The sequence below is a fragment of the Collinsella sp. CLA-SR-H006 genome, from assembly GCF_040097075.1.
Lineage (GTDB): Bacteria > Actinomycetota > Coriobacteriia > Coriobacteriales > Coriobacteriaceae > Collinsella.
In genome coordinates this window covers 1-13,148 of the sequence record NZ_JBBNPD010000019.1, presented here as the reverse complement: position 1 = coordinate 13,148, position 13,148 = coordinate 1, and the positions used below count along the sequence as shown (strand labels likewise).

General features: G+C 59.6%; 10 protein-coding genes. 5 read left to right on the top strand and 5 right to left on the bottom strand.

The window, feature by feature from the left end:
* Positions 1-211: 211 nt before the first annotated feature.
* Complete coding sequence (locus tag AAA069_RS09405) at positions 212-2,413, bottom strand: ABC transporter permease (protein ID WP_349128203.1); 2,202 nt, start codon at positions 2,411-2,413, stop codon at positions 212-214.
* The gene (locus AAA069_RS09400) at positions 2,403-3,173 is read right to left on the bottom strand and encodes an ABC transporter ATP-binding protein (RefSeq protein WP_155813824.1); all 771 of its coding nucleotides are present in this window, start codon (positions 3,171-3,173) and stop codon (positions 2,403-2,405) included. The genes AAA069_RS09405 and AAA069_RS09400 overlap by 11 nt, the downstream gene beginning before the upstream one ends.
* A 163-nt stretch (positions 3,174-3,336) precedes the next feature.
* Between AAA069_RS09400 and vsr the strand changes: the two genes are divergently transcribed.
* Positions 3,337-4,326, top strand: coding sequence for a DNA mismatch endonuclease Vsr (gene vsr, locus AAA069_RS09395; RefSeq protein WP_349128202.1), 990 nt, complete (start codon positions 3,337-3,339; stop codon positions 4,324-4,326).
* A gap of 705 nt (positions 4,327-5,031) precedes the next feature.
* Here vsr and AAA069_RS09390 read toward each other — a convergent pair.
* Positions 5,032-5,889 (bottom strand): class II fructose-bisphosphate aldolase, encoded by an 858-nt coding sequence (locus tag AAA069_RS09390; protein WP_022095149.1) that lies wholly within the window; start codon positions 5,887-5,889, stop codon positions 5,032-5,034.
* Between the two features lie 334 nt (positions 5,890-6,223).
* On the opposite strand from AAA069_RS09390, the gene AAA069_RS09385 reads away from it, so the two are divergent.
* Positions 6,224-7,027: a DeoR/GlpR family DNA-binding transcription regulator gene (locus AAA069_RS09385; RefSeq protein ID WP_196032999.1), complete on the top strand. Its 804-nt coding sequence runs from the start codon at positions 6,224-6,226 to the stop codon at positions 7,025-7,027.
* Positions 7,028-7,101: 74 nt separating this feature from the next.
* Here AAA069_RS09385 and AAA069_RS09380 read toward each other — a convergent pair whose 3' ends face one another.
* Both AAA069_RS09380 and AAA069_RS09375 read right to left on the bottom strand, forming a co-directional pair.
* On the bottom strand, positions 7,102-8,262 hold the full coding sequence (locus AAA069_RS09380) for an FprA family A-type flavoprotein (RefSeq protein ID WP_349128201.1): 1,161 nt from the start codon (positions 8,260-8,262) through the stop codon (positions 7,102-7,104).
* 129 nt (positions 8,263-8,391) lie between these two features.
* Complete coding sequence (locus AAA069_RS09375; RefSeq protein WP_349128208.1) at positions 8,392-9,378, bottom strand: LacI family DNA-binding transcriptional regulator; 987 nt, start codon at positions 9,376-9,378, stop codon at positions 8,392-8,394.
* A gap of 383 nt (positions 9,379-9,761) precedes the next feature.
* Between AAA069_RS09375 and AAA069_RS09370 the strand changes: the two genes are divergently transcribed.
* The 3 genes from AAA069_RS09370 (at position 9,762) to AAA069_RS09360 (ending at position 13,084) form a co-directional block, all read left to right on the top strand.
* On the top strand, positions 9,762-10,967 hold the full coding sequence (locus AAA069_RS09370; RefSeq protein ID WP_349128200.1) for a galactokinase family protein: 1,206 nt from the start codon (positions 9,762-9,764) through the stop codon (positions 10,965-10,967).
* Entirely contained in the window at positions 10,958-12,586 is a 1,629-nt protein-coding gene (locus tag AAA069_RS09365; RefSeq protein ID WP_349128199.1) for a UDP-glucose--hexose-1-phosphate uridylyltransferase, read from the top strand. The genes AAA069_RS09370 and AAA069_RS09365 overlap by 10 nt, the downstream gene beginning before the upstream one ends.
* Before the next feature lie 312 nt (positions 12,587-12,898).
* The gene (locus AAA069_RS09360; RefSeq protein WP_349128198.1) at positions 12,899-13,084 is read left to right on the top strand and encodes an AAA family ATPase; all 186 of its coding nucleotides are present in this window, start codon (positions 12,899-12,901) and stop codon (positions 13,082-13,084) included.
* Positions 13,085-13,148: the final 64 nt, after the last annotated feature.

Here is a 13,148-nt window from a genome sequence, read left to right as displayed (position 1 = left end):
CTTTTTGCAGGAGGCCAAGCACGCCCCAAAACGCCACAGTTCTGACCTGCGGTTTTATCGATCATTTGTCGCGATGTGCTCGGCAGGTTCAAAAAAGTCTACTCACTTGCATCCGAGACACCCCCAGATAGGCAAAAACCGCCGCGAAAGGGCCCCTGGTCCCTTCGCGGCGGTCATACGCCTCTGATTTTGCGACGATTTTGCCCGCTTGTTACTCGCTGTAGCGGGTGGCTATGGCGGCTCGCACCATGCCGGTGCTCATGAGGTAGGTCACCAGGAAGTAGCCACCGTATGCTGCCAGGAAGATTGCACAGGTGAGGCCCACGGTGCCGCCGATGCTCATATTTCCGAAAATGCTCACCAACTCGATAATCACCTTAAGTGCCACAAAGGAGTGCGCCAGGCCCACTGCCAGCGGGAACAGGAAGAATACCGCTTGCTGCGCCATCACCGAATGGCGAATCTGGCGGTCGTCGCAGCCGATCTGTGCCAGCACACGATAGCTGCGGCTGCCGTCGGCCACGTTGGAGAGTTGCTGGATCGATAGAATCGCCGCGCATGCAACAACCAGTACAAAGCCGATGTAGATGGCTAGGTAGCTAATAAGACCGTTCATTTGCGCTGCTTGCGTATACATCTCGGAGCGTGTGATGAAGGTTCCCCACGACCCCGGCTCCTTGCCGTCAACGAGCAGATTGTCGAGCACAGTGTATTTAATGCTCTCGTCTGCCTCGGTCGTATCCATCCCCTGCTTGTAGTTAACGAGCAGGCTACTGGAATACGGCTGCAGATTAAGTTGGGACAACAGCTCGTCGGCAACGACGACGGTACCCGGATTACTGCCCATCGCCGAGTTGGCGATGGCCGCCGTATCTTCGTCCGACTTATCGGTTGCGGGCTTGAGCGTATGCCCGCCCAAGGTAAGGGCATGGCCGCCGGCCATGTATTTGGTGTACAGGTCGACCAGCTCGCCGCCCATATCACACGTGAGCAGATACTGGTCGTGACCGATGTGCACCGGCTCCTCGCCCATCATCTGGCGCAGTTTGTTGTACTGGCTCGCCGGCGTCACAAACAGACCCATCGCATCGGCATTGCTACCCCCGAACGCCTTGGGAAGCTTTTCGCCCATGATCTTGCACATCTCACTTGGGGTCACCGAAGGATTCGAGCCGCCAACCGGGTAACTCAGATACGAATCGATCTGCACATGCTCACCGGCAACATCGGCGATATTGACCTTCTTGCCGGTCTCGTCGTTGTTGCCCGCCGACTTGCCCTTGCCGTGCCATGCGGAGTACAAATCGACCGTACTATCGGCCAGCACCATGCGATCGGCCTCAGACGGATTGACATACTCTTTGTAGTAGTCGAGCGTATCGGGTGCGTAATAGATATACGTCTGCGACATGTCGGCCGGATTATAGCGCTCCAGGTTTTCGTTCATCACGTTGGCAATCGACATACCGCACGTCACCGAGGTGATGGCCAAAAACAGGAGCATCGCGATGACGCCCATCGAAAAGCACACCGTGTTGACCTTGGCCGCAAGCTGGCGCACGGTAAACATGTTGAGGCCGCGCCAATACACGCCGCGCAGGCTCTGCAGCAGCTTGATGAGCATGCCCGAGAGTCCCCAGAACAGGGCAAAGGTGCCCACGGTAACCATAGCGGTCGTAATACCAAACTGGTTCATGGCCTCTTGCAGCTTGCTGTCCGTCGCGGTTAGCGGGAACCCATCACGTAGCAGACGGTAATAGGCCACGCCCACAAGCGCCACGCCCACGGCAAAGATGGCAATCGCGATCCAGGGGTTGCGTGTCTTGATGCTCTCGTTGCGACGCTCGGCACCCATAAGCTCGATAAGTTTGGTACGACGCACGGCGCGAAGGTTCAGCAGTAGCGTGAGCACAAACATTACGAGCATGCAGGCAAGGGTCAGGTTGAACGCATGCACCGAGAAAAAGAAGTGGAAATTGGCGATCTGCGTCTTAAAGAGCGAGGCCGTAAAGAACGTCATGAGCTGGGAGAGTCCCACACCCAGCACAATGCCGGCGACAAAGGCCACGACCGAGACAATCACCGTCTCGAGCGCCATGATCGTGGCGACGCGTCCACGCCCCATGCCGAGCACCTGATACAGGCCAAACTCCTTCTTGCGGCGTTTCATGATGAAGTTATTGGCATACACCATCAAAAAGGCCATGACACCGGCCAAAAAGTACGTCAGGTCGCCGAGCATGCTGCCCATAACCTGCGCCAAGCCCTTTTCATCGATTCCGGCGATGTCGACCTGCATCGAGATGGTGTTAAAGGCATAGAAGACCGTGACGCCCAGGGTGAGCGTCAAAAGGTAGACGAGGTAGTCGCGGCCGGCGCGGCGGACGTTGCCCCAAGCGAGTTTACAGAGCATCGGAGCCTTCACCGCCCATCATGGCAACGACCTCCATAATGCGGTCGAAGAACTCTCGGCGGTCGGTGTCGCCGCGGCGCAGCTCGGTGAAGATCTTGCCGTCGCGAATGAACAGCACACGGCTCGTGTAACTGGCGGCAAAGCTGTCGTGCGTGACCATGAGCACGGTAGCGCGTAGGCGGCGGTTAAGGGCCTCCAGGCTCTCGAGCAGCAGGCGGGCGCTCTTGGAATCGAGGGCGCCGGTGGGCTCGTCGGCCATGATCATGGTGGGGTCGGTGACGAGTGCGCGAGCCGCGGCAACGCGCTGCTGCTGACCGCCGGACATCTGGTAGGGATACTTGTCGAGCACCTGACTAATGGAGAGGCGCGCTGCCACATCCTGCACGCGGGTCGAGATCTCTGCCGAGTTTGTGCGGGCGATGGTGAGCGGCAGGGCGATGTTCTCGCGTGCCGTGAGCGTATCGAGCAGGTTGGAGTCCTGGAAGATAAAGCCGAGCTCCTCGCGGCGGAACTGCGAGAGCTTGGCCTGCTTCATGCGCGTCACGTCCTGACCGTTGATGCGGATCGTGCCGCTCGTAGCGCTATCGATGGTCGACACGCAATTGAGCAACGTCGACTTGCCCGAGCCCGAAGCGCCCATGATGCCGACGAATTCGCCGCGGTTGACCGTAAAGCTGACGTCGTTGAGCGCGCGGGTCACGTTGCCCAGCGCTCCATATACCTTTTCGAGATGCGCGACCTCCAGTACCGGGGTCGCCATGTGCGTGGTTTGCATACCGAGTCCTTTCTTGCGATTAGTCTACGGCATCTATAGTCGCAAGAAGCCGAGTCGGCTACCATCGATATGGCTTACGCTTGCCTTACCGTTGTGTAAGGTGCGGGTAACTAGCCTGTCACGTGTTGATGTTGAGAGAGGACTCCTGTTGAAGACTGTTCATGTTGCCGCTGGGATCATTCGCAAGGAAGGATCCAACGAGCTACTGGCCGTGCAGCGCGGCTACGGCGACATGCAGGGACTTTGGGAGTTCCCAGGTGGCAAGCTCATGCACGGCGAGACGCCCGAAGACGCCGTACGCCGCGAGCTCATGGAAGAGCTGCAGGTAAAAGTCACCAACCTGCGTGACTTCTACACCGTTGAGTATGACTACCCCGATTTTCATCTCTCAATGGAGTGTTACTACTGCTCGCTGGCTAAAGAATCCGATGAGCCCCAGAAGCACGACCGCCAGCTCGATATCCGCTGGATTCCGCGCACCTCGCTTGCCACGGTTGAGTGGATGCCCGCCGACAAAGGGCTTATCGATGCTCTGATTGAGCTGAAGGAAGACCGGCTCGAGGCCAACGGCGCCCCCGATGACGCCGCGCCCAACACGGCCGACAAACCCGCCGCCAAACCCAAGCGCGCACCTAAGCGCCGCAGCAAGAAGCGCCCCAAACCAGGTCTGCTCGACGGCATCGATACCTCGGACCTTTCCGCCGACGAGCGCGAACTGGTCCGCCGTCGCGCCGCCATCAAAAAGTCCATGAAGGGCAACAAGCGCGCCAACACCAAGCCCGAGCTGCTCGTTCGCCAGCGCCTGCGCGCAGCGGGCCTTACGGGCTATCGCTTGGAATGGAAGGTTCCCGGCAAGCCCGACATCGCCTTCCCCGGACGCAAAATCGCCATCTTCGTCAACGGCTGCTTTTGGCACCGCTGCCCCAAGTGCAACCCTAGCAAGCCCAAGCGCAACGTTGAGTTTTGGGAGGCAAAGTTCCGTCGCAACGTCGAGCGCGACCGCACCGCCGTGGCAGCACTCACTCAAATGGGCTGGACACCCATAACCATCTGGGAATGCGAGCTCAAAAAAGACCGCATCAACGCCACCATGGAAAAGGTCATCGAGCAGGTGCGGGCCGCAGAGCCGCAGCACTAGGAACGAGCCGCCCACACGCCCCACACAGGCGAGCCACATCCGCGCCACAAACCTTAGAAAGCCCTTAAGCTCAAAACCTTTCAAGAGTGTTACTCGATGGCCTTGACCTGCGGTTTCATTGTTACATCAAACTTGATTAAGCCTTTCTTTAGCGCTTCTTTGCAACAGCCGCGGCATAATACTGCCAACGCACGGGGCCTAGCAGCACACCCCGTGCGCAACCTTTTGGTGGACATCGAGGAGGCCGCATAAGCATGCATTCTTCCAATGACGCAGCACAGCAGCCATCCCTAAAACATGCAGACCTTTTCTCCTTCCCCCCGACACAGAGAAACGGCCTCTTCGACTCCCCAACCTCAAAACCCAAACGCTCAACCGATCAGAATCTTAACTTGCGAGCATCGTTCGAAAAACTCCAAGCATCCCTAAACAAGTCATTCCCCAACCAAGCCCGAGCATACTAACCCCTCATCAACAAAGAAGCCCTGACGCCCCACCCATTTCCGCCCCAACGCCACAAGGGCGACGACCTCGAGTAGGTCAACCTGGGAGGGACGAGGGCTTAGTTCCCCAATCTTTCCGCAGGGGGCAAAAAGCCTCGCCGCACGAAGTGCGCAGCGAGGCTTTTTGCATGCCCGAGGACGATTGGGGAACTAAGCCCTCGTCCCTCCCCGGGATATGTAGCGAGTCGGAGTACCCTTGCTGTTACTCTGCTTTGCCCACAGAGTTGAGGTTGGTCATGCGGATCTTAACCAGCTCGGTGATCTCACGCATGCCCTCCTTGGCCGGCTTCTTGGGATCGAAGCAAGCGGGGTTCTCGGCCATGTAGGCCATGAAGCCCTTGGTGTAGGCCTGACGCAGCTCGGTGGCGTAGTTAACCTTGCAGATGCCGTTCTTCACAGCCTCGGCAACCTGCTCATCGGGCACACCAGAGGTGCCGTGCAGAACCAGCGGCACGTCGACGGCGTCGCGGATGGCCTTGACCACGGACTGCTCGATGTGCGGATCGCTCGTGTACACACCGTGGCTGGTGCCAACGCCAATTGCGAGGGAGGTGCAACCGGTGCGCTCGACGAACTCCTTGGCCTCGGCCGGATCGGTGTAGGGGCTCTCGCCCTCAACCGCGGGACCGTCGTCCTCCTTGCCGCCAACCTTGCCGAGCTCAGCCTCGACGGGCACGCCCATGGCGCGGCCAGCATCGGCGACGGACTTGGTCAGGGCGATGTTGTCCTCGAAGGACTCGTGCGAACCGTCGATCATGACAGAGGTGTAGCCAGTGCGGAAAGCCTGCATGCAGCGGTCATAGCCATCGCCGTGATCGAGGTGCAGGGCGACGGGCACGGAAGCGCGCTCGGCGGCAGCCTTGACCATGCCGTAGAAGTAGTCCAGACCAGCGGTCTTGATGGTGCCCGGGGTGGTCTGCATGATGACGGGGGACTTGGTCTCCTCGGCAGCGGCCAGAACGGCCATAACAAACTCGAGGTTCTCGACGTTGAAAGCGCCAACAGCGTAGTGGCCGGCCTGAGCGTCCTTGAGCATCTTTTCGGTGGTAACAAGTGCCATGAGCGTTTGCTCCTCTCCCTCGCCCGCATTTGGACATCGGGCGTAGTTGTTCACAAGGCGTTTTACCTTGCGTTTTACTGCGCTCATTGTATGAAATTCAGCGTCTTTGCACGTGCGAGATATTGAGCCCATGCAGGTCAATACCGTCGTTTTTGAAAAGTAAACGGAAGGAATTGGAGCCGAGTGGGCGTGTTCGATATTGAATTTTGGGCGTTGAGCGTCTTTCTTTTATAGAAAAGATAAGTAATCGAAAGGTGTTTTCTTACTCAAAAAGAAAATGAACGAAAATAGAGTCAACACAATTCCTGCAAATTTAGCCGAGAATGGAGCAGACATGACCCAAGCTACCAACCGTGCTTTTGCCGACGAACGCCGCGCCGCCATCATGGAAATGCTCGAGCACAACGCCTCGGTGCAGGTAGCAGAAATCGCCCAGACCTTTGGCGTGTCCTCCGTCACCGCCCGCGCCGACCTGGACGCGCTCGCCGAAGCAGGCAAGCTGCGCCGCACACATGGTGGTGCCGTTTCGCTTCACAAGCGCCTGACCGTCTCCACGCAGGATCGCCGCATCAATGTCAACGTCGCCGCCAAGCAGGCCATCGCGCAAAGCGCCATCGAGCTCGTCAATGACGGCGACACGCTGCTCGTCGACTCGGGCACCACGGCGCTCGAGTTCGTCCGGCTCCTTGATCAGCGCGACGGCATCACCGTTATCACGGCCGACATTACCATCGCCGATTATATTGACGAGAGCATGCCCTCGGTCGATGTCGTCATGCTGGGCGGGGCGCTGCGCAAAGGTCATCGCTATCTGTACGGCCCACTTACCATGCAGGCTCTCCAAATGGTCCACGCCGATCTTGCCGTCATGTGCCCTGGCGCTTTTGTTCCCGGCTGCGGCTTTACGACCGACTTTCCCCAGATGGCCGAGACCAAAACAGCTATGATCGCCGGAGCCCATCAAAGCGTCGCCCTCATGGACGCTAGCAAGGTTAACGGACGCGGCATGTACCGCTTTGCCGAACTGACTGATGTCGACACCATCGTGATGGACCGTGACCCCGATCATGCCGTCGCCACCTCAATCGCCGAGGCCACCGACAGCGCACGTCCAGCCCTCATCATCGCCGGCGCTTAAACAAAAACCACCACAAAGGTGCCTGTCCCCTTTGTGGTGGTTGTGATGGTTGAGCGTCAAAAGTGAACGTGTCGCTACTTGGAAAGCTCGTCGGCGAGGGCTTCGATCTGAGCGCGCGAGGCGTCGTTGAGCGAACCCAGCACAGTCACCTTGTTCTGCGTCAGGGTGATGTCCTTCATACCCTCGAGCTCCTTGGTCATAACCTTGGCGGCAGCGGGCGCCCAGGAGCCGGCCTCGACGAGTGCCACCGTACGATTCTGATAGGCATGCTCGGCAAGCGTGTGAATAAAGGTGCTCATGAACGGGAAGATCTCGCCCTGATAGGTGATGGAGGCGAGCACCAGGCGGTCGTAGCGGAACGCATCCTCAACGGCCTCGGCCATGTCGTCGCGAGCCAGGTCAAAGACGGAAACCTTCTGGCCGCGGGCCTCGAGCGCAGAAGCGAGCTCCTCAACGGCAGCCTTCAGATGGCCATACACACTCGCATAGGCAATCGTGATGCCCTCGTCCTCGGGCTGATAGCTCGACCAGGTGTTGTAGGTGTCGAGGTAATAGCCCAGGTTCTCGCTAAGAACAGGACCGTGAAGCGGGCAGATGATCTGGATGTCCAGATCGGCGGCCTTCTTGAGCACGGCCTGCACAAACTTGCCGAACTTTCCCACGATGCCAAAGTAGTAACGGCGTGCCTCGCAGGCCCAGCCCTCGGGATCCTCGATGTCGTTGGCGCCAAACTTGCCAAAACCGTCGGCGCTAAAGAGCACCTTGTCGGTGGACTCGTAGGAGAAGAGCACCTCGGGCCAGTGCACGTTGGGAGCACCGACAAACGTCAGGCTGTGGCCGCCCAGGTCGAGCACGTCGCCATCTTTGACGACCATCTTGCGCTCGGGGAAGTCGGTGCCAAAGTAGTTGACCATCATGCGGAAAGCGCCCATGCTCGCCACAATCTGGGCCTGGGGATAGCGCTCCATAAAGGCGGCGATGCCAGCAGAGTGATCGGGCTCCATGTGATGGACGACCAGGTAGTCGGGCGTACGGCCATCGAGCACGGCCTCGAGGTTGCCGAGCCACTCATCGACAAAGCCAGCGTCGACCGAATCGGCGACAGCGATTTTATCGCCCAAGATAACGTAGCTGTTATATGCCATACCGTTCTCGGACACGTCGTACTGGCCCTCGAACAGGTCAATGTCGTGATCGTTGACGCCAATGTAGCGGATATCCTTGGTGATCTCCATCAGGCAAAGCCTCCTAGATAGACAAAAGAGCCCGTCTATCATAGCACTCGGCTACATCCCAACAGCTATCTACCGACATCCTTACCGATTGTTATTGATGTTCAACATATCACCGTTGACCTGCGGAAACTATGCGCGCGGTATCGCCGTGCTATGTCGAATGATGAGCTGACCGGGAATACGAATGGCAACGTTTTTGCCTGCCGTACCCGCCTCGGGAACCGCATGCTCAAACACCTCGCGTCCGCGCTGATGTAGATCGAATCGCACGGTCGTGAGCTCGTTGTGTGCCACAAAATCATCGAGCGAATCGTCGACGCCCACCACGCTCACGTCCTCGGGCACGCGCAGGCCGCTATCACGCAGCGCGGCAATCGCGCCATTTGCCATCTGATCGTTTGCCGCATAGATCGCCGTCATGGTGTGATCGTGCTCGGCCAGGTACCTGCCGGCCTCGTAGCCGCTGTTGGCAGACCAGTCGCCCTCGAGCGGCTCTACCGGCTCGACGTGTTTACGCTCGAGCGCATCCTGCCAACCGGCGCGACGAAATTGCTCGTCGACCGAGAACGACGGGCCGCCAATATAGCGAATCTGCTCGTGTCCCAGCTCAAACAGGTGATCCATAAGCAATAGCGAGCAGCCGTAATGATCGGAGTCGACCGTGGTCACCCGCGGGTGCGCGTACATGGTAACGATGACCGTGCCAATGCCCGGCAGTGGATCAAACGTCTCAAAATCGGGCGCCATGCGGCTCATGCCGATGATGATGCCGTCCACCGGCAATGCGGCCATACGACGCGTGGCCTCGGCAAGCGAAAACTCCTCGGTCTTGGACATCTCGACCAGCGTGATGGCGCAATTATGCTCGCGAGCAGCGCTGGCGATGCCGTCAATCATTGAGAGGTTGCCAAACTTGGTGACATCGTTGACGCACAGGCCGACCGAATGGTAACGGCCGTCACGCAGCGAGCGACCGGCATAACTCGGACGAAAGCCGAGCTCTTGCATAGCGGCCTGCACGCGCTGGCGCGTCTGCTCGTTAACGTTGGGCAAGCCGTTGGCGACGCGCGAAACCGTCTGCTGCGAAACGCCGGCAGCGCGGGCGACGTCGGCCATGGAGACCGGACGCGTACCTGTATCGTTGGACGGGCGCCTTGCCACAGGATCACCTTCACCCTTGCGAGATCTGAATAGCGTGAATGCCGGCCCGGGCAGAAATACACTCCGCGCCGAAGCCCGCTATCGTCGGACGCATGTTAACGTACTCTACTTTTTCTATCTGCATCTCTTCTGCTTTATAAGTCCATACGGCAGTACCGTTCACGGCTGTATTTCTACCGATTACCAGATTCTCAAAAAGTGACAAGTGTTGTGTTATGAGTACGTTAACATAGCCCGTAACGTGCGGCATCGTGAACACTTGGTTCATGCCGCCTCAAGTTGTTAACGTACTCATAATGACGCAAAACTTGCCCTCGCGCGCCAAGGAAAGGACTCCCATGACCACTCCCGACGAAAAGACATTCGCCACGCTCACCAAGCTGTTTGAGGAGGAGTTTGGCCCCATCGGCGACCGCCAGGTGCTCTATGTGCACGCGCCCGGCCGCTCCGAGATCAGTGGCAACCACACCGACCACGAGGGCGGCCACGTCATCGCCGGCTCGCTCGATGTCGCCGTCGACGGCATCGCCGTGGCAACCGATTCCAACAAGGTTCGCGTTGCCGACGAGGGCTATCCCACGTTTGAGATCGCGCTCGATACGCTAGATGTTCAGGAGTCCGAGATGGGCACGTCCGCAAGCCTCGTCCGCGGCATGGCCCACGAGATCGCAGCCCTTGGCGTTGAGCCCCAGGGCTTCGACTTCGCCTTCACCTGCTCTGTCCCCTCGGGCGGCGGCCTTTCCAGCTCTGCTGCTGTCGAGGCGGCATACGGTCGCGCCATGGAGACGCTCTGGGGCGCACCCGCCATCGAGCCCGTCGCGCTCGCCCAGATGAGCCAGCGCACCGAGAACAACTATTACGGCAAGCCCTGCGGTCTGATGGACCAGGCCGCTGTGTGCCTGGGCGGCCTCGCCTACATGGACTTTGAGGACCAGGCTCAGCCTAAAACCCAGAAGCTCGAGCTCAATTTTGAGGATCACGGTTATGCGCTCGTGCTCGTTAAGGTTGGCGCCGACCATGTGGCAGCTACCGACGACTACGCCGCCGTTCCGCGCGAGATGCAGGACGTCGCTGCCGAGTTTGGCAAGGCACGCCTGTGCGAGGTAAACGTGGCGGACTTTGACGCCAAGCTCCCCGAGCTACGCGCCAAGCTGGGCGACCGTGCCTGCCTGCGCGCCGTTCACTACTGGTACGAGAACGGCCTGGTCGATAAGCGCTGGGCGGCCCTGAACGCCGGCGACATTGACCAGTTCCTGGTCCTGACGCGCGAGTCCGGCGCCAGCTCCGCCATGTACCTGCAGAATGTTGTTGCCAAACTGGGTGCCGAGCAGCCTTCCATGTACGCACTTGCTCTTGCCGAGCATGTGCTCGACGGCCGTGGCGCCGTTCGTATTCACGGCGGCGGCTTTGGCGGTACCATCCAGGCCTTCGTGCCGCTCGATCTGGTCGACACCTTCATTGCCAAGATGAACGGCTGGCTGGGCGAGGGCTCTGCCCGTCACTACGCCATCTCTGACAAGGGGGCTTACGCGGCATGGCTGTAATGACTGATGTGCGCGAGGCCGCGCAGGGCCTCATCGAATATGCCATCCATCGATCGATGATCGGCCAGGACGATCGCATCTGGGCGTATAACACCATTCTCGAGTGCATCGGTGCTACGGGCCCGGCGCTCGACATGGCCTGGGCGCTCAAGACCGAGAAGATTTCGCTCTTGCACCCCGATACCCTGCCCGACTTTGACCTGGAGGGCACGCTCGCCGCGCTTGCCGAGGCCGCCGTTGCCAACGGCGCCGCCGAGGACACGGCGTCGGGCCGCGACCGCATCGCCATGCGCATCATGGGCGCGCTGATGCCGAGGCCTTCGGTTGTAAACGAGGAGTTCAACGGCCGCATGGGCGTCAACGAGCCCCGCGCCGCGACCGACTGGTTCTACGGTCTGTGCTGCGACGCCGGCTACGTGCGCCGCGCCGCCATCGCGCGCAATATCAAATGGAACACCCCCACCAACTGGGGTGACCTGGAGATCACTATCAACCTGTCAAAGCCCGAAAAGGACCCGCGCGATATCGCCGCGGCAGGTGCAGCCAAGAACACGGGCGAGAAGTATCCCGCCTGTCAGCTGTGCATCGAAAACGAGGGCTATCCCGGACGCTCCGCTGCAGCCGACGGCGGCGCCCATCCCGCCCGCCAGAATCTGCGCGTTATCCCAATTAAGCTCGACGGCGAGCGCTGGGGCTTCCAGTACAGCCCGTACGCGTACTTTAACGAGCACTGCATTGCCATGAGCTCCGAGCATCGTCCGATGCACGTCGACCGCAAGGGTCTGACCTGCCTGCTCGACTTTGTCGACCTGTTCCCGCACTACTTCATTGGCTCCAACGCCGACCTGCCCATCGTGGGCGGCTCGATCCTGTCGCACGACCACTTCCAGGGCGGCGCGCACGAGTTCCCCATGATGCATGCCGCCGAGGTCTCGCAGTTTAGCGTGCCCGGCTTTGACCAGGTCAGCGGTACCGTGTTGCAGTGGCCGCTTTCGGTGCTGCGACTGCGCTCGCACGACCGCGCCCAGCTGCTCGACGCCGCCGAGAAGATTATCCTTGCCTGGCGCGAGTGGACCGATGAGTCGGTGGGCGTCATCGCGCACACAGCCGACGGCGTGGCGCACAACACCGTGACGCCCGTCATCCGCCGCGTCGACTCCCGCGGCAATGCCGGCGGCGAAATCTACGAGGCCTACCTGGCGCTTCGCTGCAACATCACGACCGACGAGCATCCGCTGGGCGTATTCCACCCGCATGCTGAGTACCACCACATCAAGAAGGAGAACATCGGCCTGATCGAGGTCATGGGCCTGGCCATTTTGCCGCCGCGCTTGGTTCCCGAGCTCGGCGCTGTCCGCGAGCACTTGCTGGCGGCCAAGGCCGATGCCAGCTACGACCTTGCTGGCGCGCTCGAGGGCGACGACCTTTGCCGCAGCCACGCCACATGGGCCAAGGATGTCTTTGCCCGCCACGCCGACGAGCTTACAGCCGACAACGCCATCGACATCCTGCACGAGGAAGTCGGCGTGGTGTTTGGCCACGTGCTCGACAACGCCGGCGTCTTTAAGTGGGACGAAGCCGGCCGCGCCGCCCAGCAGCGCTTTATCGACTCGCTATAGAGCACGGGCCCGAACGTTCAACAGCAGCCCGCACGACATAGCCACCTACACGACAACGGCGCCCGCCGGCAACATCGCCGACGGGTGCCGTTTTCTGATGCAAGGGTAACTAATTTGCACCAAAACAAGGAGTGTCCCAAACTGCCGGCAGAAAAAGAACGTCCCCAGATGCCTACCTAAACCCTCACATTATTCGATGGAAAAACGTGATTGCCTCCCACATTATTCGATGGAAAGACGTGGTTCATTCCCACATTTTTCAATGGAAAGACCAAAACAGTCTTATACTAAACATGATCGTTAGGAGGCAGTATGCAGCGACAGCTAATGGACGAACTCATCGCTTGGAAATCTAGGGCAAACCGCAAGCCCCTCCTGCTTAAGGGGGCCCGCCAGACGGGAAAAACCTGGCTTCTCAACGAATTCGCAGGCCAGCAGTATCAAAACGTCATCCGTTTTGACTTTATGCTCGAACCGGGCGTACGTTCGCTCATATGACCCAATCCGCTGTCAAGAGCCACAATGGCCCCGCCGACCGCTTGCAATCGGTCGGCGGGGCCTG